Raw genomic sequence first — 20,127 nt, 5'->3', positions numbered from 1 at the left:
GACAAATAATTATTGATAAAAACGACGTTTGCTAACAATACGAGAGACAAGGAATAATATACATTCTATTACTACTATTGTTAGAAGTAGTACCAGCATCCCCTTACCATAAGTAATCGATTCTAAATTAACTAAGAAATTCTTTTCACCCGTTACTATTTTCCCGAAGTCAAAATAGGTTTGAGGAAAATAACTTATTTCAATACCATTCAAATCTCGAAGTGTTCTCGAGTAATAAAGTTGCTCGGATATTAATGCTATCGAACTGATGAATAAAACAAGCCATTGGTTTTTAACGATTAAACTAAGCAAAATATTAAAGCGTATAAATAGATAAACTAAGATGGGAATAAAGCTTCCAGCCAATAGAATAAATTTTCCAATTGTGGTCACTTTATAATCACTAAGCGTCAAATCATCTTGCTTAATCATTACAGCCAGCGGATGATTTAGTGACCCAAACCCATTTTGAATAGAGATTATCAACGTAGCCAGAAGGAACAAAGCAAAGATGATTCCTAACGTATAGATGAAGGTAGTCATTGTTTTAATGTTTAATACCCGGTACCATGCAAGTGGCAACCCCTGAAGAAGGGTTTTATTTTGTCTATCCCGCACAAGTACATCACTACTAAAATATATTCCTACAAAGACGATGAAATAGGTAGCAAAGCTTAAGAAAACTTTCTGTATAGCTTGTACAGCTGTCTTTTCCTCAATCATTTCATTGGTAATGGGGTCGTCCTGATTTAAGTAACCTTGATACCTTAATAATGTTTGATTATATAAATGATATCTGTCTTTTCCAGGAATGGGCGAATCTGCAAACATATCTAGATCTTCCGCTAAGAAGCCTGATGGATTCTGTTCCAAAAAATACGTACGTAAGTGAACGTATCTCCTAAAATCTTCATCATCAAAAGCAGTCATCATTTTACTATGTAATAAAGCGTAATTTTCTTGCATGGCATAATACGCCACACCGGTAAAATGCCCAAAGCCTGTATGTCCATTTTCCTCCCGGTCTCTTTGCGTGGCCGAAAGTTCTTGGAGCTCTTTACTCAATTGATCTCCGTCAAACGTTTCAGTGGATTTACTGTTTGGTAAAATGATAAAGCAATAGCTTAATACGAATACGGTTAAGAAAAAAATAAATATTATGTTCTTCTTACTTCGAATTAACATGGATAATTCATGTCTCAAAAAAGCTCGATTCATCTTTCTTTTCCCCTTTAGTGATTAAGCCCTACTATTAGACTAATTCTTATTCCAAATCTAGGATATTTTACATTTAAGTGTACTACATACGGGTGAAAAAATGTAAATTTTTTTAAGATTACAGCAAATTATTTCAGTGCAATTCTTTCCATAGATAATTTTAATTTCCTACTTGCTTTTTAATACAAAGGTATATATAATAAATAATCAATATATTAGCAATGACAAAGGCGTAGTACAATTACCCTCTGGTTATTAGAGAGCTTGTGGTGGGTGGAAACAAGCATCAAGGTAAATTGGAATTGGACTTTCGAGCTGACTAACTTTTCAAAGCGATTCTGCGTTAATGCAGAATAATAAGGGTGGCACCGCGGTTCATTCGTCCCTATTTTCGAGGGATTAATGGGCTTTTTTTAATGAAATTTTTTAAAGGAGATAAAATCATGAAAACAATTTTTTCAGGAATTCAGCCAAGTGGAACGCTAACTTTGGGGAATTATTTAGGAGCTATTCAACAGTTTGTTCAACTACAGGAAGACCATCACTGTTATTTCTGTATTGTAGATGAACATGCTATCACTGTACCGCAAGAACGTTTAACATTGCGAAACAATATTCGTTCTCTTGCAGCATTATATCTCGCATCAGGAATTGATCACACGAAGGCTACACTTTTCGTCCAGTCAGAAGTTCCTGCACATACGCAGTTGGGATGGATGCTGCAATCAATCAGTTATATGGGCGAGCTGGAACGCATGACCCAATTTAAGGATAAATCTACTGGTAAAGAAGCAGTTTCTTCTGGTTTGCTCACTTACCCATCCTTAATGGCAGCTGATATACTGCTTTACAGTACAGATATTGTCCCTGTTGGTGATGATCAGAAACAACATTTGGAGCTGACAAGAAACTTAGCTCAACGATTTAACAATCGATTCAATGACATCTTCACTATTCCGGAGGTACGTATCCCTAAGGTCGGTGCACGGATTATGTCATTACAAGAACCAACGAAGAAAATGAGTAAATCTGACACCAATGAAAAAGGGTTCATTTCCATGCTGGATACACCAAAGAAAATAGAGAAGAAAATCAAAAGTGCGGTTACAGATTCAGAAGGCATTGTGAAATTTGATAAAGAAAACAAACCAGGTGTATCAAACCTACTGACGATCTATGCGATTTGCGCTGGAAAAAGTATCTCAGAATTAGAGGAAGCGTATGCTGGAAAAGGCTACGGGGAATTCAAGCAAGATGTAGCCAATGCCGTTATTGATCTTCTACAACCAATTCAAAATCGTTACGAAGAACTTTTGCAATCAGAGGAGCTCGATGCAATTTTAGATGAAGGTGCCGAAAAAGCATCTTTTACTGCAAATAAAATGGTCGCAAAAGCGAAGAAGGCAATGGGATTAGGCAGAGTGAAGAAAAAGAAATAGAGGGATGAAGAACAAAAGCCGATTGAGTTTACTCCATCGGCTTTTCAAACTATTTAAGTTTCGATATATTCTCCGCAGGACCATTTTCTACTTCCCAAATTTTTTCAAGGAAAGGCTGACCTTTTATTAGTTTTCCGCAAATGTCTTCATGTGCACTGCTCCAGCCTTGTTTTAAGCCAGTATACAGTGCTTCCCACACTTCATTTTCGTCCATAAACCGAATATACGGATACTTTTTCGGGTCCCATTCTGTTAGCCAATATCTTAGCTCTTCTAAATTATTCGTGGTGCGTAGCTGGTCGAGACCCATCATTAACAAATGCTTCAGTTGTCGTTCTTTTCTGGTCAGACCAAACACCAGGTCTGGTGACATGGATAACATATGGTATTCCTTCTGATAAGCCTTCGAATCAAATTTGTAAGACTGAGCCTTCGTGTTTTTAATCATATCGTAAACAAGCTGTTCTTGGCGTGGAATTAACCTACTCTTGCGAATTGGGATTTCATACCCGATGGTGTCGAATACTATAATGTCCGTTCCATCCGTAACAATACAGGCATAATCTAGAACATTTCGTTCCTGTCCTTTACGCACATATGCTCTTTTATAGATGGCATCCAGCAGAGGACGAGGCAGATCATGCATATCATTCTCAATGTAATGAAACAACTCATTTGTTATGTAAACTAATGGAACCTGATCAAGAAGTTCTATCCCATCATTCTTCCGCCATTCATGAAAATAACACACGTTATACCCATTCTCTTCGCCTTCAAACCAGTTAACCCATACATCGTGCATATACAACATAAACAACCCTCACTTTTAAAACTGAACTTAGAATACATTATGACCATCATCAAGAAATTTATTCTAGAGCAGTTAAAGATTAACGGTTGTTCGGATAACTAAAAACGACCAGTCCCATTATTACGATTCCTAAAGGTAGAAAATAGCATTCCACTCGTCCGGCGATAAAGATAAAATATTCCACCCATGTTATACCAGCCGGTAAAAAGTTTAAGTAGGCAATAATTGTGACACCACCAGTAACGGATAAACCAAACCCAATTAAAAAAACGAAGATATAGCCCATATCATCCCACCAATACTTGTCCAAGCTTTTACTTATATATATGCTTGTCCAATGGAGAGCATGAATTATATTAACTAAATCTTATAATCTATTAATTCATTCGGTGATGAAGCCTTGGTTAACAACATATATTTTAGAGCCATAAAAAAACTGACCGATAAAATCGATCAGTTTCTATTGTTTATTGATACTTTTTAAATACAAGTGCTACGTTATGGCCACCAAATCCTAATGAATTACTCATAACAACATCGACGTTTTGCTTTCTTGCTTCATTTGGTACGTAATCAAGATCACAATCCGGATCTGGATGCTCATAATTTATGGTAGCTGGAACAAGGCTGTCTGTAATTGCCTTAATGGAAATCACTGCCTCAATACCGCCTGCTGCTCCTAGTAAGTGTCCAGTCATGGACTTTGTAGAAGAAACCGCAACATTTTTAGCATGATCACCAAGGACTGTTTTAATCGCCTCTGTTTCAAATTTGTCATTTAGTGCTGTGCTTGTACCATGGGCATTTATATAATCAACCTGGTTTGGTGAAAGGCCTGCATCTTCTAGTGCCATTTGCATTGCTCTAGCTGCACCTTCTCCATGCTCAGCAGGGGCTGTAATATGATAGGCATCCCCTGTTGCACCATACCCTACGATTTCCCCGTAAATATGCGCACCGCGTTCTAATGCTGTTTCAAGTGACTCTAGAATCATTATTCCAGAGCCCTCTCCCATTACGAAGCCATCGCGCTCTTTATCAAATGGTCGGCTAGCTTTTTTCGGATCTTCATTCAATGATAATGCTTTGGCAGAAGAGAAACCAGCAAATGACATGTTGGTAATTGGAGCTTCAGTACCTCCGGCAATAATGTAATCTACGTCACCACGTTGGACCGCTTTAAAGGCATCACCAATAGAGTTAGCACCAGAAGCACATGCTGTTACACTACATGAGTTAATACCTTTTGCTCCAAGTTGAATGGATACTTGGCCTGCAGCCATATCCGGAATCATCATTGGTACGAAAAAAGGACTAACACGTTTTGCTCCCTTTTCCAGAAACTTGCTATGCTGTTCTTCCCAGGTATTCATCCCGCCAATACCAGAACCAATCCAGACTCCTACTCGATGAGCGTTCTCTTCATTAATATCTAGCTTTGCATCCTCTACGGCCATTTTAGAGGCAGCAACTGCATATTGTGTAAATGGATCCATCTTACGGGCATCCTTTTTGTCCATATATGCAGTTGGGTCGAAATCTTTTACTTCTGCTGCTACTTTTGCCGGGAAATCATCTATGTTTACTTTTGTGGCTAGCTCAATTCCAGACTTACCTGCAACAATGTTTTCCCACATCGTATCAACACTATTTCCTAATGGTGAAACAGCACCAAGACCAGTTATAACGACTCTTTTTTGTTCCATTAGATTACCCTCCTATATTTAAGCTGCTATTCTTTTCAAAAACGACTTATTTTCCCCAGCGTAAGGCAACTGCTCCCCATGTTAATCCACCGCCAAAGCCTACTAAGACGATGACGTCATCGTCTTTTACTTTACCATTTTTGACAGCTTCCGATAACGCCATTGGAATAGACGCAGCTGAGTTATTCCCGTATTTTTTAACAGTCTTTGCCATTCTATCCTCCGAGATGCCTAAACGTTCACGGGCCGCTTCCATAATACGGATATTTGCTTGATGTGGGATAAGATAATCGACATCCTCTTTTTGTAATCCTGCTTTGTCGATAACATTCACAGTCGATTCAGGCATTTGGCGTACTGCAAATTTGTATACTTCTCTACCGTTCATGACTAATAAGTCTTGTTCATTCTGGTATAGTTCCTTGCCACCCGCTCCATTTGAGCCAAGTTCGAAGGAGAGAATTCCTTTTCCTTCTGATACTTCTCCAATTACGGCTGCTCCTGCACCGTCACCAAGAAGCACACAAGTACTACGATCTTCCCAGTTAATAATCTTGGATAATTTTTCAGCACCAATCACTAATATTTTTTTATAAGCATTTGTTTCAATAAATTGCATTGCTGTAATCATGCCATACATGAAACCAGAGCATGCAGCACTTATATCCATGGCAGCCGCGTTTTTCGCTCCCAGCTTCTCCTGGATCATACAGGATACAGAAGGAAACGGGGTGTCGGGCGTAACCGTTGCTGTTAAAATAAGATCGATTTCATCCGCTGTTACATTAGCTTCTTCTAACGCTTGCTGTGCTGCAAAAAATGCCATATCGGAAGTATCAATATCGTCTTCAGCGAAACGTCTTTCCTCAATACCAGTTCTTGTACGGATCCATTCATCAGTTGTGTCTACAAATTTCTCCATATCTTTATTTGTAACAAGCTTGGTTGGTAAATAATGACCGGTTCCTAATACACCAACACTCATATATACAACTCCTCAAATGTAGTTTTATTATCAATTCTTATGACTTGGTACTAATTTTAATGCATTTTCCTTTTTCTTGCAAGTTTACTGTACATAATTAAGCGGGTTAGACCAATCAATATTTTAGAAACTAGAAGGTGATGAAGCTCTAGAATTTATGTTTTTTTTCTACTAAAAAACCAAACGATCCTTGAAATCTCCATCGTAGATTCCAAGGATCATCTGGCTTTAAATGTTTACTGTTCATTAGGGAGTAGTCCTGTTTCTTTATATTCTTCAACTGCTTGTGTAATATATTCTTGATATTCTTCCGGGATAGCTGAACTAAAGTCACCTAAAGAAATGACATCATCTTGAAAATCATATGTTTGCACTGTTCCCTCTAAATTACCACCGTTAAATAAATCAGCTGCCAGCATATAAAGCTTGTCCACATGTTGGATAGTGCTTGTAAGAACTTGGCGCCCACCAAGTTCAGTCTGGTCGGTAACATATCCTATAGCGAACAAATCATCATTAACAGCACTCTTGACAATCTCTTTACTAAAAGCATCCCCTGTCGGATATACGACATCTACTCCTCGATCAACGACCTGTTCATATATTTCTTGGGCGGTTTCGGTATCGTTCCAGTCATCTATAAAATTCATATTAACTTCAGCAATTGGGTTTTCATAAAGAACACCTTCATAAAACCCTTCAACTTCTGGCTGCCATTCATGTGCTGCAATTATTGCAACATTGTCACTAGTCGTCATCTTTCCAGCTAGCATACCACCGAAAAAGCCCATCGCATGAGCATCAAAATTAAGGCTTGTCACATTGTCACTTGTATATCCCCCATTAAAATAAACAAAATGCACACTTGGGTAGTTCTCTGCAATATCAACAAAATACTTTCCATAAATACTGCTGTGCCCAAATATAAGGTTCACCCCATCTTGAACAAACGATTCGACGGTTTCTGCAACATCCTTTTCGGTGGTTATCCCTTCTCTATAAAAAACATCTACGTTATAGGCTTCCCCAATATCCAAGAGACCTGCATACCCTTTACTCCCCCAGGCTTGATCATTTATAGAACCATCAAGAAGCATGCCTACGTTTTGTATTTCTTGCTCATTTGAATTACAGCTGGCAAGTACGATTACTAACCCGATACATAGCATGAATTTGCTTAAAATGTCCTTGGTCATGGGGGCACTCCTATCTTATATTTTTGTTTTGTTAGAATTATATTATAGAAACGTTTTTTGTATTGCCCACTTTTCATCTGATTTTTTAGATATTTTCATAGTGTTGTTTATATTGCTTGTAGTGCTGTCTTACTTGTTGAAGTTTTTCATCTATAGGTACATTGTCCCGAAGATAGATCGAATTTTCAACTATTAACTCTTTCTTTTCCTTTGAACGAAAAGAATGAACATAAAGCTTTTCTTGAAACCTTATCTCATTACTCTCCCACTTTAGGAGTTCTTGAATAAAATCCTTTACGTAAATTGCTTCTTCTTGAAAGAAGTTAGACGTAAACCGAACATAGGAATTGTTCCAATACATGCCCTTATCATCCATAGGCATCCATTCACCAAATAAGAGTGGAATATGAATGGCAGTAATCGTTTGTCCCTTTAACTGCTGAGAATCTCCGCAAACTTCAAAGACATGCGCAGAGTTTGCTATTACATTTTCATCATAATTCTTAAATAGAAAAGCTCGCTTATATTTTTTATTAGGATTATAACCCTTATAAGCACTATTCCTACCGAAGAAAAAGGGAAGTTCTGAGGAATACGCTTCTTCTTCTTTTCCATGTACCTCATGGCCTATCCCTAAAAGGTGCTCAACCATATGATAACCTACCCAGTAATTACTGGGAGCTACAAAATAAGTCATCTAAAACCCTCCTTAACAAAATCTAAGTTTAAAGAAATAACTTTTCAATTTAATAAGAATTTGATAAAATGAAACAAAATGATCGAACTATGTCTTTGAGAAAATGAGGTGTGAAAATGCGTTACATATGGACAATCATCTGGGCTTTTCTAATTAGCGCAGCTTTATCTTATGTACTTTCAAGTATGGGTGGCGAACAATTCGATGTAATGAATACTGTTGTATTTGCTGCCATATTATCTGTATTTGTTTTTCTACTTGGCGACGTAGTATTAAAGGAAGAAAAGAGTAACTAACAGTTATGGAAAGAGACCCTTGCCTCATGCAAAATGGGCAAGGGTTTATTATTTACAAGCAGATTAATACCATGGGAGAATACTTAACGCAGTTAAAGCGGCTAACGGAAGGACAAGTCTTCTAAAACGTGGACGGCCATAATAAGGACCGTAGCCGTAACCAGGATATCCACCAAAGCCACCATACCCATAGCCGAATTGACGATAATCTCCAGTCATTTCCTGGTGATGTTGTTGATTGCTCATTTGGTGCTGTTCATGCCCTTCAAGTGGGACTGCAAAGTATACATATTCGTCATCTAGACCCGTTATGATCCCATCAACCTGTGTTCCATCAACCATTTCGGCAAGTACATAAGCATGCATATGTTTTTTACATAAGTCGTATATATGGTTATGATTATGATTCATCGTTAACAACCTCCTCACAACCTAGATTATTCAAGAATGGTTGGGTATGTGACTAGGTCTTGTAAAAAGCCAACAACTAATTGAAGCACAAGGATTAGAAGGAATTACTGGTCCAATCCCCATGTTAAATTCGCTAAAAATTATTAAACATTTCCAAGGAGGAAATTTAGTCATGACAGATCTATGGTTATTAATAAAGTATTTTTTATTGGGAGTATTTCAAGGATTTACTGAGCCTATTCCTATTTCATCAAGCGGGCACCTCGTTATATTACGAGAATTATTTAATATTAACATTAAAGGATTATCCTTTGAGATACTTGTTAACTTTGGATCACTGATTGCTGTCTTGCTGGTATTCCGACACGATATTATAAGACTTATCCAAAATGGATGGCTATACATAACAAAGCGTGAGGAAAAAGCAAAAGGCGATTTCCAATTTATTATCTTCCTTGTCATTGCAACCATCCCAACAGGTGTGCTTGGTCTATTATTTGAGGATATTATTAGTGAGAAGCTTAGTAAACCGATTGTAGTGGGTTTTACGCTCCTTCTTACTGGGGCTGCATTGTGGGTGATTCGTAACTTACGTGGAGAGAAAAATGATGGCGACTTACGAGTTAAGGATGCCTTAATTGTTGGATTTGCACAGGCAGTGGCTTTAATCCCAGGGATAAGTCGTTCTGGTGCCACCATTGTGGCCGCAATGCTCGTAGGAATGAAGCAAGATACAGCACTACGCTTTTCTTTCTTGTTGTATATTCCCGTAAGTCTAGGGATCACCATGTTATCTTTTACTGATATTATAAGTGACCCTAATTTTGATGCATTGGCGATTCCTTATCTAATTGCGTTTATGGCTTCTATTGTAGCCTCTTTCTATGCATTGAAATGGTTTATTAATATTATGGCAAAAGGTAATCTGAAATATTTTGCTTTTTATTGCTTTATTGTAGGTATTTTGGTCATTCTGTTTATTTAAGCAATAGCGTAAAACATAAAAACCTGCACATCCCCTTTTTAGGAGAGTGTGCAGGTTTTTTAACGATATCTTTTATTACGTTTACCATTTAAGTTTAGAAATTCGGTTTCCTTGGAAATCTCAGAATCACCATGCTCTCGTTTTGGTTCTGTATCATACTTAAGTGCATTCCGCTGTCTGCCTTTGTCTTTATTTTTATTTTTATTCGCTTCAGACATTCCATAACCTCCTACAAGAGTTATAGATATAGTATGTCCGCGAATCGCCTGCATTATTTAGTTGCTGTATAAGTAAACGAAAAAATCCCATGGAAGACATTAATATATTGCTTCTCGATGGGGTTTTTTCGCTCTGTTATCAATCAGGAATACCTAGTGCGATTTTCGCGTAACGGGACATTCTTTCCTTGCCCCATGGCGGGCTCCATACAATATTTACACTTATATCTTTAACTTCTGGAATGTCGGATAATGCCGCACGCACATCCTGCTCGATGTGTCCGGCAAGCGGACAACCCATTGCTGTAAGTGTCATGGTGACAGTAGCAAGTCCTTCATCATTAAGCTCTACATCATATATCAGACCAAGGTTAACAATGTCGATTCCTAGTTCTGGATCAATAACGTTTTCCAAGGCACCCATCATGTTTTCTTTTAATGCTTCATCCATACCATTACCTCCTTCTTACGTTCTACCTATATTTAAACATATTTCCAGCTTTTTTTAAATTAGATCGCAACTTTATTACATAAAGTAAAACTTCATTTGATGGGGGTTTCCCTACCTCCCCCGTCAAATGTTAGTTGAACGAATAGCACCATTACTGGCAGTTGATCCCCCAATTATAATGCTTGATTGCTTCCCGCTTTCCTGAAGTGGAGCCTTAATGCCAGTTAAGGCGGGATAAAAGGTGTTTCCATTTCTTTATATATGCTCGTTTAACCACTTCACTGCTTCTAACGTGGCGAAACGACTAACTTTATGTCCACGGTTTTCTTCCTTAACAAAATGAATATTCTCCTGGTTTTCATAACTCTCTCGCACTTCTTGATAAAAACTAAATGAGTGATCAAATGGCACTGCTGGGTCATTTACACCATGCCAGAAAAATACAGGCCGTTGTGCTAATTTATTTGGTTGTAAGGAAAGATCAAGCTCTTCAAGCTGTTGATACAGCTGGTTAATGGTTTCTTCAGTAACTGGCAGATTCCCTTTTTTCTTCAGCCCATCAACCAAAGTTCTTGCAAATGAGCTAATCTTAGGTGATCCCATAAGTACGGCTGCGGATTTTATCCAAGGGTATTGTGTTAAGGCAGCTGATGTTGTTATCCCTCCCATACTCGTACCTGCTACACCGATGCGGCCTTCCTGGATAAGATTACGTTCTTCTAGCACCTCTTTTATAAGACCTAACTCTTTCACATTATTCATAACGATATCCCAAAAAGATACCATTCTTTGTACCGAATTTATGCCAAGTTCTCTGCTCCCATGATGCAGGCTATCAGGTAAGATCACGCGAAATCCTTTCTCTGCAAGCAAGAAAGCGATAGGTAAATTATGTTCTTTTGCACTTGTGAAGCCATGGAAAAAGACGACCGTTGGCAATGCTTCCGTTTTTTTTGCTGTTTCTGCTATAATGAGGGAAGGTATTTCATTTAATTTTTCTTCTTCTATACCGATCATCGTTTTCTATCTCCTTATTATGTAATCTTATATTTATTTTACGCCCTGAAATACAAGGATTGCAACTAATCGAAACCCCTAACTCTTTACAGAAAAGAAAATCACTTATAAACTAATTTCAGACGAGGTGAAATTATGGAAAATAAACGACATTTAATAGCATTGGATTTAGACGGGACCTTACTTACAGACAAAAAAGAAATTAGCTCCAAAACAAAACAAACCGTTTTAACGGCCATGGAAGAAGGACACATCGTTGTTATTTCAACAGGAAGGCCTCACCGTGCAAGTATTTCATATTACCACGAGTTAGGTCTTAAAACCCCTATGGTTAACTTTAATGGTGCACTCATCCACCATCCTACTGACGCAAAATGGGATGCACTCCATAGCCCGATGCCTATTCGAACTGCCCATAAGATAATTGACGCTTGTTATGATTTAAATGTACATAATATTCTTGCTGAGGTAATGGATGATGTATATCTTGATACGTATAACGAGGATATTATTGACATCTTCCAATCAACAGAAAATGATTCTCCTTTCACAATAGGAAATATTAAGCAAAATCTAACAGAGGATCCTACATCCCTATTGATTCATCCTAAAGAAGACCACATTAAAGAACTTAGAGATCATTTAAACGATTATCATGCGGAACTTATTGAACACCGTAAATGGGGAGCACCATGGAATATTATTGAAATTGTTAAAAAAGGAATGAATAAAGCAGTAGGTCTCAAAAAAATTGCGTATTATTATAATATCCCACAGGAACGAGTAATTGCCTTTGGCGATGAGGATAATGATCTTGAAATGATCGAATATGCTGGTGTTGGAGTAGCAATGGGAAATGCCATTGATGAATTAAAAGGAATAGCTAAACACGTCACAGACACAAATGAAGCAGAAGGCATCGGTACATTTTTAGAACAATATTTAAAGCTTAAGGTAAAACCGGTTTAAATTTCCTACTATATAAAACGATATTAGATCCATACTACATAGTGAACGTTATTACAACGTTCACTTTTTTACTTCTTGTGCAGGCTATGTATTACAATGTTTTTCTAAGGAGGAACCACCGATGGGAAAACGGAGTAAATCAAAGCGGTTTAGTCAGCAAAGTGCTGATTCTGTAAAGAAACATGCTGAGCGATTTCCGTACCGTTCTACTTTTTCCGATGCGGAAAGAAAGCAAGAAGAAGCTGACAATCACACTGTAGGAGGGTTTTAAGTTGGAAAACAACCTATTTCAACAAGCTAAAGATGCTGTAGCCAATATGATGAACATGCAAGGAAATTCTGCAAGTGCTGCTGATAAACAGGCTGCACAGAATGCTATCCAAGCTGCATATACTGAAGCGAGTCCTGAAGAAAAGCAGCAGCTTCAACAATTGGAGAATCAATTAAGACAGCATAATCAATTACAGTAACCTCTGTTCATTGTGAAGGTAATCCCCGATTCATTTGAAGATGAAAAGGATTTACTTTAAGCAACTCCCCAGGACGTGTTATGGGATGCTGCACCTACTGCATAAAGCAGACTGTTCCTTTTGAGGGGCAGTCTGCTTTCTCCTTTTTAAACGGCCAAATTTCTGCTAAAATATAGCTAAGTATGATGAATAAGGAGGGATTTTGATGAGTGTTCGAGCTGAAGCAACACCTAATCCAAATGCGTTAAAATTTACGTCGGATAAATTAATTTTTGAAGGTACCAACAGTTTTTCAGTTATGCCTGGTAATAAGAGTGAGCATGCTATCCTAAATGATTTAATGGAGCTTGACGGTGTGGACAATGTATTTGGCTATCAGAATTTTATTACAGTAAATAAGAAATTTGAGGTTGAATGGGATAATCTAACACAAACAGTAATTAAAGTTATTGAAGGATATGGGTATTAACATACATAAAGAGGTCAGTATATACTGACCTCTTTTTTCTTGCGTCATTGGGACGTCTCCGCAGCTACATCAATCGGGATATAGTTTGGGTTTATTTCTTCACCCGAGTTATTTTTTCCGTAAAGTTTTACTACAGGGGGCTGCTCGCCTGACGAAGTTTCCTCTGGGATTTCAACACTTATTTCAAAAGAGCTTAAGCCATGTGCATTGGCTTCTAATTCCACACTCTCTTCAATAGCCAGTTCACGGTCTCCTTGCTCTAACGTATAATATAAATCACTACCGGAAAGTGAAGCTTCCCCAGTAATAATTGCTTCCATAGCTTTATCATTCACTTGAACATCCAAATTTTGAATCGATACCGAAACATCTGTTTCCTGCTCGTGCTCATTAGCACTTTCTTCAGTACGCTCATTATTTTCCTGTGTGTTACTACATCCTGCTAGAAGAATTATTACCATAACGATCATTATTTTTTTCATCATCATTACTCCTCTAATCTTTTCGGAAGAAGCCGAAAATGCCAGTCGTTTGTACAATATTCGTAAATGCATTCGGATCCACTTCGTTTATGATCCGCTCCAGGTCATATAATTCATACCTTGTGACAACAAGATACATCATGCTTTTATCAGATTTTGTATAGGCACCTTTGGCGGGAAGAATGGTTATCCCTCGCACCATTGTTTTATGAATTTCTTGTTGCAATTCATCAGCTTTGTGCGTAATAATCATAGCCGTAACTTTTTCATGACGTGTATGGAGGGCATCAATTACCCTTGTCGTTACATACAATGTTAAAAGGGTATACAAGGCATTTTCTGGTTTGTAAAGAATCCCTGCCAATGCAATAATCACAGCGTTAAGTGCAAGGAAATACGTACCGATTGGGCGATCCTTCATTCTGGAAAGCACCATAGCAACAATGTCCATCCCACCTGTGGAGGCACCAACCTTAAGTGTCATCCCAACACCTGTACCACCAATCACACCACCAAATACGGCATTTAAAATAATGTCCTCGGAAAATCCGATTATAGGAATGAACTCTAGAAATAAAGTGGTACATAGTACGGATACGACGCTATATACCGTAAAGCCTTTTCCTACTTTAAACCAACCTAAGATGGCCACTGGTATGTTAAAGAGTAATAGTAGAATACCTGTACTTACTCCGATGTCCAAAAAATCATTGAACACACTTGCAACAAGCTGTGCTGCCCCGGTAAATCCACTAGCATAGACATTTGCACCAATTAGGAAAAAGTTAAGGGAGATTGCATTTAATAGTCCCCCAAGTATTACAATAATAATTCGCTTTGCTTCAAATATAAACATGCCTAACCTCCTTTTAGCTTACTATCTCTGAAACGAGAATTGTTTTCATTTTAAAGTTTGTTTTGACTAACTTACCGAGTAGCTATAAACTAGAAGAAAATAACTGATAGAAATGCAGGTGATCTAAAGATGGTAAAAATTCTTGCTGATTCAGCATCAGATTTGTCAATGAATCATTATAACGAATTTGATCTGGAAATGGTACCATTAACTGTTCATTTAGATGAAAAAGAATATAAGGACAATGTTGAGATTCAACCAAAGACTATCTATGATGCGATGCGTAATGGCAAAAGCCCTAAAACCTCTCAGGTTTCTCCGGATACATTTCATAACCTATTTACTACATATGCTGAGAAAAATGAGTCATTGGTTTATTTAGCATTCTCCTCAGAACTCTCAGGGACGTATCAAACAGCAAAAATGATGTTGGAAGAAGTAAAAGAAACATATCCAGATGCACCAATTCAAGTGGTGGATACAAAATGTGCATCCATTGGGTATGGACTTGTAGTCCTTTATGCTGCAAAGGCCGCAAAAGAGGGCGCCAGTGCTGAAGATATTGTTGAATCCGCACAATACCACGCAGCCCATATGGAACATATTTTTACCGTAGATGATCTAGAATATTTATACCGCGGTGGTCGGGTTAGTAAAACTGCTGCATTTGTCGGTACCCTTTTAAAAATAAAACCAATCCTCCATGTTGAAGATGGGAAGCTTATTCCATTAGAAAAAATTAGAGGGTCTAAAAAGTTATTTAATCGTATGCTCGATTTAATGGAAAAGCGTGGTACTGATTTCACGAATCAACGTATCGGTATTAGCCACGGTGATGATTTAGAAAGAGCTGAAGAGCTTGCCGGAATGATTCAGGAAAGGTTTGGCGTTGCCAAAGAAGACATCTTGATCGAAATGGTTGGGGCAGTTATTGGAGCACACGCTGGCCCGGGTACAATTGCACTATTCTTTCTTAATAAACCTCATAAATAAGAACAAAAGCGCCAAAAGGTCTGCTAACATGCAGACCTTTTATTTTTTGACCTATCTAATGGTTTGGTAATAAATTATCGGGGAAGATAAATAATACCAATCATCGTTGTAGGAGGAGTTAGCTTATGGGAATGGAAAAAAAGAATGGGATGGAAACACCACCCGCTCAACATCAATCCCGTCAGCCGGGTATTGAATCAAAAATGAACCCAGAACCTAAATATATTCGTGAAGATTATCTAGGGAGCGATAAGCTTAAAGACAAAGTAGCTCTTGTGACAGGTGGAGATAGTGGAATTGGACGAGCAGTAAGCCTGCATTTTGCAAAAGAAGGTGCAGATATAGCGATCATTTATCTTGACGAGCATGACGATGCTGAAGAAACAAAACGTTTAGTGGAGCAAAATGGAAGAAAATGCTTGCTAATTAGTGGAGATATTGGCAATCAATCTTTTTGCGAAGCTGCAGTAACCGAAACGATGGAGAAATTCAAGAAAATAGATATCCTTGTAAATAATGCAGCAGAGCAGCACCCGCAAGCTAGTTTTATGGATATAACAAGTGAACAATTGGAGAAAACTTTCCGCACAAACATCTTTAGCATGTTTTATCTAACAAAAGCTGTATTGCCAAACTTGAAGAAAGGAAGCTCCATTATCAATACTTCTTCTATCACAGCTTACCAGGGAAGTGAAGATTTAATAGATTATTCTGCTACAAAAGGCGCTATCACGTCGTTCACCCGCTCCCTATCTGTTTCCCTTGCAGACCAAGGAATTCGTGTTAATGGCGTCGCCCCAGGACCAATTTGGACACCGCTTATCCCTTCTACTTTTACAGAAGAAAAGGTAGACAATTTCGGTGGACAAACTCCTATGAAACGACCGGGACAGCCAGAAGAATTAGCTCCTGCTTATGTCTATTTAGCCTCAGAGGATTCCAGTTATGTAAGTGGACAAATGATACACGTAAATGGCGGCGTTGTTTTAAACGGTTAAAGATATAGTTAAAACCCCCTTAGGGTTGGCCAAAGGGGGTTTTATCCTTTTCATGTTCTCTTTTTTTGTTTCCTACTCAATAATAGAATTGCTGTAATAAATGCAACAAAGACTGCAATTACAAATCCGATAAAGAACCAATTAAATCCCGTATCTTGTTCCACCATATATACCTCTGCACTCTCTCTTGAAAGGCCTACTTTAAACCCACCATCATTCCCTGCTCGTACGGTGTCATCATGAAGATAGCCGCGCAATTGCATATCTGAGTCGATGTCTGTTAGTGTTACTGCCTCTGTTTCTTCCCCATTATTAATGGCAATATAAGCTGTTTGATCATCCATACTTCTTTTAAACACGCTCATAGCCCCACTCGTACCAGCCAATTCAAAGTCCCCATTGGAGAACACTGGAAATTGTTGTTTTAAGGAAGAAATACGGTTGTGAAATTCTGTTAAATCTGGATCTCCACTATTGAACTGCACCATCCGCTGCACTTCTTCGGGGTTTGACCCATACATAGGTAATTCCGTTCCTTGAAAAAGTGATGGCGTACCCGGTGTCATATACATGTACGTTAACACAAGTGACCAGGTCGTTAAGGCATTACGCCCATTTTCGGAAAACAATTGGGTGAAACGTTCGGTTGACTGGTTATCGACATATACTAAACCATTTTCGTTTTCCTTTTGAATCTCATATATATCTTCTACCGGGTTTCCAGGCTCTGCAAAGGTAGATATAAGTTCCTTTCTCAATGAGGGATCTTCCCATCGCTGTATCCCCGTTTCCTTTGGCAAATTTTCCGTAAGCATATCCTTATCCAACACATCCCCGAGAAGATAGATATCTGCATTTATCTCTTTCATCTCACCGGTGAAATTCTTCAAAAAATCGGGGGAGGCTTGATCTGCAGCATGGATTTTTAGCCCGTCCATTCCCGTTTCGTTTAGCCAAAAGCTAGCTGCATCAGTCAGCATTTCTTCCACTTCTGGGTTTTCTTGATTTAGGGATACAACTTCTTCTCCCCAAGGGGTGTTTGGTGATGGAACATCTTTTACCCAGTTCTGCTTGTCTTTATCCTCAACAAGCGGATGGCTCTTTGCTACATAATTGGTGACAAATTCCATTACGACTTTAATGTCTCTCTCATGGGCTTCTGTTACAAGCTGCTGGACTTCTTCCAGCGTTCCAAGCTGAGAATCAACAGAATAAAAATCTTCCACCCAATAGCCATGGTAACCATCTGGCGCATTTTCCATTAAAGGTGACAAGACAAGTGTTGTGTATCCAAGTTCTTCATATGTATCCAACTTATCAATAATCCCTTGTATATCACCCCCATGATATGCAGTAGGGTCATCTAGTTTAACCTGCTCATCATTTTCTGCGCGTCCGTTGTTATAGCGGTCAACTAGAATGGAATAGATTATCTCCTCCTCTAACTCGCTATCCAATTCATCTGCTAATATGGGAAGCTCAGGACCAATAACTAGCATGAAAACAATCAGCAATAAACCTATCAATTTTTTCATATTATAGTTCCTCCAACATTGCATACTCTCTTTTCCTATTATTCGCTAATTAAGCAAATAGTCAATGCTAACTGCATGATTGTTAAAATTCCTTCATATTTTTGAGCAGCAAAAAAAGCTCCCCCTTGTATCTAACAAAGAGCAGCTTCTAATGTCTTCTTTATGGAAGAATTCCTAGCGGCAATCTTCCAAAACCGAGAACCAAGGTAATCAAGAGGGCAATCACTAACTGAATCCAAGCCCCTTTTGCAGGTTTTGCTTTTGACGTTTTTACAAGAATCATTTCCATCGAGATGATTACCCAAAGGCCGGCTAAGGCTTTTACAATCGCTTCAGGAAGCATGTCCCCTCCACCAAAGTAGTTTGCCAGTAGAGAACCACCAGTGTAAAGAATAAATAAGTAATCCAGTCGTAAAATCATGTGAACAATTTTTCCGGGCTTTGCTTTTCCTTGCTTGTACATAACCAACGCTACGATCAATAGGATTAATGCTAATGCCCATGCGGTAATATGCATATGTGCCATGCAAACACTCCTTCCACTTTCATCCATAGTAAAGTTTAGCTAACGCTATCATATCATGGAAAGTAGAAAGTTTCATTTAAAAGGATTTATAGCTGTCATATCTGGGAACAAAGATTTTATGGAACATTTTAAACTGTAAGTAAATCACAGAGAAAACTGTTATACTTATGTTGAATTGGACTTTACAGGGAGGGCTAGTAAATGAAAAACAGTCAGGAAATTATTGATCAAACACAGGAATATGGTGCGAAAAACTACCACCCGCTTCCTGTTGTCATTTCCCATGCGGAAGACGTCTGGGTGGAAGATCCAGAAGGCAATCGTTATATGGATATGCTAAGTGCTTATTCCGCTGTAAATCAAGGACATCGTCACCCAAAAATTATTGAAGCATTGAAACAACAGGCAGATGCTGTAACCTTAACATCACGTGCCTTTCATAACAATCAGCTTGGCCCATGGTATGAAAAAATCTGCAAACTCACGAACAAAGAAGCCGCACTTCCAATGAATACCGGTGCGGAAGCTGTGGAAACTGCCGTAAAAGCGGCTAGACGCTGGGCTTACGATGTGAAAGGTGTGGCAGAGAACAAAGCAGAAATTATTGCTTGTGAAGGAAACTTTCACGGTAGAACCATGACAGCGGTCTCACTTTCATCAGAGGAAGAATACAAACGTGGATTTGGCCCGATGCTTCCAGGTATTAAGCTTATTCCATATGGAGATATTGATGCATTGAAAGCTGCCATTAATGAAAATACAGCTGGTTTCTTATTCGAGCCTATACAAGGCGAAGCAGGAATTGTAATGCCTCCAGAAGGATTTTTAAAGGAAGCTTTTGATCTATGTAAAGAAAACAATGTGCTTTATATTGCCGATGAAATCCAAGCCGGCCTCGGACGAAGTGGTAAACTGTTTGCTTGCGATTGGGAAGGAGTAACACCAGATATTTTAATTCTAGGAAAAGCACTTGGCGGTGGTGTTTTCCCAATCTCTTGCGTGGTAGCAAACAAAGATATTCTTGGAGTGTTTAATCCAGGCTCCCATGGTTCTACTTTTGGTGGAAACCCGTTAGCTTGTGCTGTTTCCATTGCTTCTTTGGATGTCTTGGAGGAAGAGCAATTGGCTGACCGTTCGCTCGAGCTAGGAAATTATATGATGGAGGAACTAAAGACCATCAATAATTCTCGAATTAAGGAAGTACGTGGTAAAGGATTATTTATAGGGGTGGAACTAACAGAGTCAGCACGCCCTTATTGCGAAAAGTTAAAAGAAAGAGGACTTTTGTGTAAAGAGACGCACGAAAACGTGATCCGTTTCGCCCCGCCCCTCACTATTCAAAAAGAAGATTTAGATTGGGCAATCGGACATATTAAAGAAGTGCTGGAAGCCTAGGCAA

At 38.5% G+C, this 20,127-nt stretch carries 25 protein-coding genes and 1 other annotated feature; of the genes, 10 read left to right on the top strand and 15 right to left on the bottom strand.

Translation table 11 applies throughout. The annotated features are described in order from the left end of the window. Window positions 1-9: 9 nt before the first annotated feature. Window positions 10-1,218, bottom strand: coding sequence for a hypothetical protein (locus LG273_RS06585; RefSeq protein ID WP_404458770.1), 1,209 nt, complete (start codon window positions 1,216-1,218; stop codon window positions 10-12). Window positions 1,219-1,430: 212 nt separating this feature from the next. Beyond that, window positions 1,431-1,608 (top strand) — a binding site (T-box leader). Window positions 1,609-1,661: 53 nt separating this feature from the next. On the opposite strand from LG273_RS06585, the gene trpS reads away from it, so the two are divergent. Then, a complete protein-coding gene (trpS, locus tag LG273_RS06580; RefSeq protein WP_404458768.1) occupies window positions 1,662-2,657 on the top strand; it encodes a tryptophan--tRNA ligase in 996 nt (331 codons plus the stop codon). A 49-nt stretch (window positions 2,658-2,706) separates the two neighbouring features. On the opposite strand, the gene LG273_RS06575 is transcribed toward trpS, so the two are convergent. From LG273_RS06575 to LG273_RS06550, 6 genes are all read right to left on the bottom strand, one after another. After that, entirely contained in the window at window positions 2,707-3,468 is a 762-nt protein-coding gene (locus tag LG273_RS06575; RefSeq protein WP_379563506.1) for a YjbA family protein, read from the bottom strand. A gap of 79 nt (window positions 3,469-3,547) precedes the next feature. Then, entirely contained in the window at window positions 3,548-3,754 is a 207-nt protein-coding gene (locus tag LG273_RS06570) for a hypothetical protein (protein WP_404459488.1), read from the bottom strand. A gap of 181 nt (window positions 3,755-3,935) precedes the next feature. Next, window positions 3,936-5,174: a beta-ketoacyl-ACP synthase II gene (gene fabF, locus LG273_RS06565; RefSeq protein ID WP_379563502.1), complete on the bottom strand. Its 1,239-nt coding sequence runs from the start codon at window positions 5,172-5,174 to the stop codon at window positions 3,936-3,938. A 46-nt stretch (window positions 5,175-5,220) separates the two neighbouring features. Further along, on the bottom strand, window positions 5,221-6,159 hold the full coding sequence (locus LG273_RS06560) for a beta-ketoacyl-ACP synthase III (RefSeq protein ID WP_404458766.1): 939 nt from the start codon (window positions 6,157-6,159) through the stop codon (window positions 5,221-5,223). Between the two features lie 236 nt (window positions 6,160-6,395). After that, complete coding sequence (locus LG273_RS06555; RefSeq protein WP_379563497.1) at window positions 6,396-7,355, bottom strand: BMP family ABC transporter substrate-binding protein; 960 nt, start codon at window positions 7,353-7,355, stop codon at window positions 6,396-6,398. Between the two features lie 85 nt (window positions 7,356-7,440). After that, window positions 7,441-8,052 carry a hypothetical protein gene (locus tag LG273_RS06550; RefSeq protein ID WP_379563495.1) on the bottom strand — a complete coding sequence of 204 codons (612 nt, stop codon included), beginning with the start codon at window positions 8,050-8,052 and terminating at the stop codon, window positions 7,441-7,443. A 116-nt stretch (window positions 8,053-8,168) separates the two neighbouring features. Between LG273_RS06550 and LG273_RS06545 the strand changes: the two genes are divergently transcribed. Next, window positions 8,169-8,348 (top strand): YjzD family protein, encoded by a 180-nt coding sequence (locus LG273_RS06545; RefSeq protein WP_379563493.1) that lies wholly within the window; start codon window positions 8,169-8,171, stop codon window positions 8,346-8,348. 63 nt (window positions 8,349-8,411) lie between these two features. On the opposite strand, the gene LG273_RS06540 is transcribed toward LG273_RS06545, so the two are convergent. Next, window positions 8,412-8,759, bottom strand: a complete 348-nt coding sequence (locus LG273_RS06540; protein ID WP_379563491.1) for a hypothetical protein — start codon at window positions 8,757-8,759, stop codon at window positions 8,412-8,414. A gap of 172 nt (window positions 8,760-8,931) precedes the next feature. On the opposite strand from LG273_RS06540, the gene LG273_RS06535 reads away from it, so the two are divergent. Then, complete coding sequence (locus tag LG273_RS06535; RefSeq protein ID WP_379563490.1) at window positions 8,932-9,744, top strand: undecaprenyl-diphosphate phosphatase; 813 nt, start codon at window positions 8,932-8,934, stop codon at window positions 9,742-9,744. 59 nt (window positions 9,745-9,803) lie between these two features. On the opposite strand, the gene LG273_RS06530 is transcribed toward LG273_RS06535, so the two are convergent. From LG273_RS06530 to yjfP, 3 genes are all read right to left on the bottom strand, one after another. After that, window positions 9,804-9,962 (bottom strand): hypothetical protein, encoded by a 159-nt coding sequence (locus LG273_RS06530; protein ID WP_379563488.1) that lies wholly within the window; start codon window positions 9,960-9,962, stop codon window positions 9,804-9,806. A gap of 139 nt (window positions 9,963-10,101) precedes the next feature. Beyond that, window positions 10,102-10,413 carry a metal-sulfur cluster assembly factor gene (locus LG273_RS06525; protein WP_379563486.1) on the bottom strand — a complete coding sequence of 104 codons (312 nt, stop codon included), beginning with the start codon at window positions 10,411-10,413 and terminating at the stop codon, window positions 10,102-10,104. Window positions 10,414-10,668: 255 nt separating this feature from the next. Continuing rightward, window positions 10,669-11,430 carry an esterase gene (gene yjfP / locus LG273_RS06520; protein WP_379563484.1) on the bottom strand — a complete coding sequence of 254 codons (762 nt, stop codon included), beginning with the start codon at window positions 11,428-11,430 and terminating at the stop codon, window positions 10,669-10,671. Window positions 11,431-11,565: 135 nt separating this feature from the next. Between yjfP and LG273_RS06515 the strand changes: the two genes are divergently transcribed. The 4 genes from LG273_RS06515 to LG273_RS06500 all read left to right on the top strand — a co-directional run bounded on the left by LG273_RS06515 (window position 11,566) and on the right by LG273_RS06500 (window position 13,338). Next, a complete protein-coding gene (locus LG273_RS06515; RefSeq protein WP_404458761.1) occupies window positions 11,566-12,399 on the top strand; it encodes a Cof-type HAD-IIB family hydrolase in 834 nt (277 codons plus the stop codon). A gap of 121 nt (window positions 12,400-12,520) precedes the next feature. Beyond that, on the top strand, window positions 12,521-12,670 hold the full coding sequence (locus tag LG273_RS06510; RefSeq protein WP_379563480.1) for a hypothetical protein: 150 nt from the start codon (window positions 12,521-12,523) through the stop codon (window positions 12,668-12,670). 1 nt (window position 12,671) lies between these two features. Beyond that, on the top strand, window positions 12,672-12,869 hold the full coding sequence (locus LG273_RS06505) for a DUF3813 family protein (protein ID WP_404458759.1): 198 nt from the start codon (window positions 12,672-12,674) through the stop codon (window positions 12,867-12,869). A gap of 205 nt (window positions 12,870-13,074) precedes the next feature. Then, window positions 13,075-13,338, top strand: a complete 264-nt coding sequence (locus tag LG273_RS06500) for a NifU N-terminal domain-containing protein (RefSeq protein WP_379563476.1) — start codon at window positions 13,075-13,077, stop codon at window positions 13,336-13,338. A gap of 44 nt (window positions 13,339-13,382) precedes the next feature. Here the strand turns inward: LG273_RS06500 and LG273_RS06495 are convergent, their stop codons facing one another. Together LG273_RS06495 and LG273_RS06490 are read right to left on the bottom strand one after the other, a co-directional pair. Continuing rightward, window positions 13,383-13,820 (bottom strand): hypothetical protein, encoded by a 438-nt coding sequence (locus LG273_RS06495; RefSeq protein ID WP_404458756.1) that lies wholly within the window; start codon window positions 13,818-13,820, stop codon window positions 13,383-13,385. 13 nt (window positions 13,821-13,833) lie between these two features. Beyond that, window positions 13,834-14,676, bottom strand: coding sequence for a YitT family protein (locus LG273_RS06490; protein ID WP_404458754.1), 843 nt, complete (start codon window positions 14,674-14,676; stop codon window positions 13,834-13,836). Between the two features lie 129 nt (window positions 14,677-14,805). Between LG273_RS06490 and LG273_RS06485 the strand changes: the two genes are divergently transcribed. Beyond that, entirely contained in the window at window positions 14,806-15,669 is an 864-nt protein-coding gene (locus tag LG273_RS06485; protein WP_404458752.1) for a DegV family protein, read from the top strand. Window positions 15,670-15,794: 125 nt separating this feature from the next. Further along, window positions 15,795-16,667, top strand: coding sequence for an SDR family oxidoreductase (locus LG273_RS06480; RefSeq protein ID WP_379563468.1), 873 nt, complete (start codon window positions 15,795-15,797; stop codon window positions 16,665-16,667). A 50-nt stretch (window positions 16,668-16,717) separates the two neighbouring features. On the opposite strand, the gene LG273_RS06475 is transcribed toward LG273_RS06480, so the two are convergent. Further along, window positions 16,718-18,202, bottom strand: coding sequence for an alpha-amylase family glycosyl hydrolase (locus LG273_RS06475; RefSeq protein WP_379563466.1), 1,485 nt, complete (start codon window positions 18,200-18,202; stop codon window positions 16,718-16,720). Window positions 18,203-18,362: 160 nt separating this feature from the next. Further along, window positions 18,363-18,728, bottom strand: coding sequence for a YisL family protein (locus tag LG273_RS06470; RefSeq protein ID WP_379563464.1), 366 nt, complete (start codon window positions 18,726-18,728; stop codon window positions 18,363-18,365). Window positions 18,729-18,929: 201 nt separating this feature from the next. Here LG273_RS06470 and LG273_RS06465 point away from each other — a divergent pair, with 201 nt between their 5' ends. Beyond that, window positions 18,930-20,123 carry an ornithine--oxo-acid transaminase gene (locus LG273_RS06465; RefSeq protein ID WP_379563462.1) on the top strand — a complete coding sequence of 398 codons (1,194 nt, stop codon included), beginning with the start codon at window positions 18,930-18,932 and terminating at the stop codon, window positions 20,121-20,123. The last annotated feature ends 4 nt before the right edge of the window (window positions 20,124-20,127 follow it).

It is taken from the genome of Oceanobacillus kapialis (genome assembly GCF_044790185.1).
Taxonomy (GTDB): Bacteria; Bacillota; Bacilli; order Bacillales; family Amphibacillaceae; genus Oceanobacillus_B; species Oceanobacillus_B kapialis.
This window is presented reverse-complemented; position numbering and strand designations above follow the sequence as displayed.

What these genes read in the sequence shown, in the direction of transcription:
- LG273_RS06585 (WP_404458770.1), bottom strand. Translation starts at nt 1,218, where the DNA reads ATGAATCGAGCTTTTTTGAGACATGAATTATCCATGTTAATTCGAAGT.
- trpS (WP_404458768.1), top strand. Translation starts at nt 1,662, where the DNA reads ATGAAAACAATTTTTTCAGGAATTCAGCCAAGTGGAACGCTAACTTTG.
- LG273_RS06575 (WP_379563506.1), bottom strand. Translation starts at nt 3,468, where the DNA reads ATGTTGTATATGCACGATGTATGGGTTAACTGGTTTGAAGGCGAAGAG.
- LG273_RS06570 (WP_404459488.1), bottom strand. Translation starts at nt 3,754, where the DNA reads ATGGGCTATATCTTCGTTTTTTTAATTGGGTTTGGTTTATCCGTTACT.
- fabF (WP_379563502.1), bottom strand. Translation starts at nt 5,174, where the DNA reads ATGGAACAAAAAAGAGTCGTTATAACTGGTCTTGGTGCTGTTTCACCA.
- LG273_RS06560 (WP_404458766.1), bottom strand. Translation starts at nt 6,159, where the DNA reads ATGAGTGTTGGTGTATTAGGAACCGGTCATTATTTACCAACCAAGCTT.
- LG273_RS06555 (WP_379563497.1), bottom strand. Translation starts at nt 7,355, where the DNA reads ATGACCAAGGACATTTTAAGCAAATTCATGCTATGTATCGGGTTAGTA.
- LG273_RS06550 (WP_379563495.1), bottom strand. Translation starts at nt 8,052, where the DNA reads ATGACTTATTTTGTAGCTCCCAGTAATTACTGGGTAGGTTATCATATG.
- LG273_RS06545 (WP_379563493.1), top strand. Translation starts at nt 8,169, where the DNA reads ATGCGTTACATATGGACAATCATCTGGGCTTTTCTAATTAGCGCAGCT.
- LG273_RS06540 (WP_379563491.1), bottom strand. Translation starts at nt 8,759, where the DNA reads ATGAATCATAATCATAACCATATATACGACTTATGTAAAAAACATATG.
- LG273_RS06535 (WP_379563490.1), top strand. Translation starts at nt 8,932, where the DNA reads ATGACAGATCTATGGTTATTAATAAAGTATTTTTTATTGGGAGTATTT.
- LG273_RS06530 (WP_379563488.1), bottom strand. Translation starts at nt 9,962, where the DNA reads ATGTCTGAAGCGAATAAAAATAAAAATAAAGACAAAGGCAGACAGCGG.
- LG273_RS06525 (WP_379563486.1), bottom strand. Translation starts at nt 10,413, where the DNA reads ATGGATGAAGCATTAAAAGAAAACATGATGGGTGCCTTGGAAAACGTT.
- yjfP (WP_379563484.1), bottom strand. Translation starts at nt 11,430, where the DNA reads ATGATCGGTATAGAAGAAGAAAAATTAAATGAAATACCTTCCCTCATT.
- LG273_RS06515 (WP_404458761.1), top strand. Translation starts at nt 11,566, where the DNA reads ATGGAAAATAAACGACATTTAATAGCATTGGATTTAGACGGGACCTTA.
- LG273_RS06510 (WP_379563480.1), top strand. Translation starts at nt 12,521, where the DNA reads ATGGGAAAACGGAGTAAATCAAAGCGGTTTAGTCAGCAAAGTGCTGAT.
- LG273_RS06500 (WP_379563476.1), top strand. Translation starts at nt 13,075, where the DNA reads ATGAGTGTTCGAGCTGAAGCAACACCTAATCCAAATGCGTTAAAATTT.
- LG273_RS06495 (WP_404458756.1), bottom strand. Translation starts at nt 13,820, where the DNA reads ATGAAAAAAATAATGATCGTTATGGTAATAATTCTTCTAGCAGGATGT.
- LG273_RS06490 (WP_404458754.1), bottom strand. Translation starts at nt 14,676, where the DNA reads ATGTTTATATTTGAAGCAAAGCGAATTATTATTGTAATACTTGGGGGA.
- LG273_RS06485 (WP_404458752.1), top strand. Translation starts at nt 14,806, where the DNA reads ATGGTAAAAATTCTTGCTGATTCAGCATCAGATTTGTCAATGAATCAT.
- LG273_RS06480 (WP_379563468.1), top strand. Translation starts at nt 15,795, where the DNA reads ATGGGAATGGAAAAAAAGAATGGGATGGAAACACCACCCGCTCAACAT.
- LG273_RS06475 (WP_379563466.1), bottom strand. Translation starts at nt 18,202, where the DNA reads ATGAAAAAATTGATAGGTTTATTGCTGATTGTTTTCATGCTAGTTATT.
- LG273_RS06470 (WP_379563464.1), bottom strand. Translation starts at nt 18,728, where the DNA reads ATGGCACATATGCATATTACCGCATGGGCATTAGCATTAATCCTATTG.
- LG273_RS06465 (WP_379563462.1), top strand. Translation starts at nt 18,930, where the DNA reads ATGAAAAACAGTCAGGAAATTATTGATCAAACACAGGAATATGGTGCG.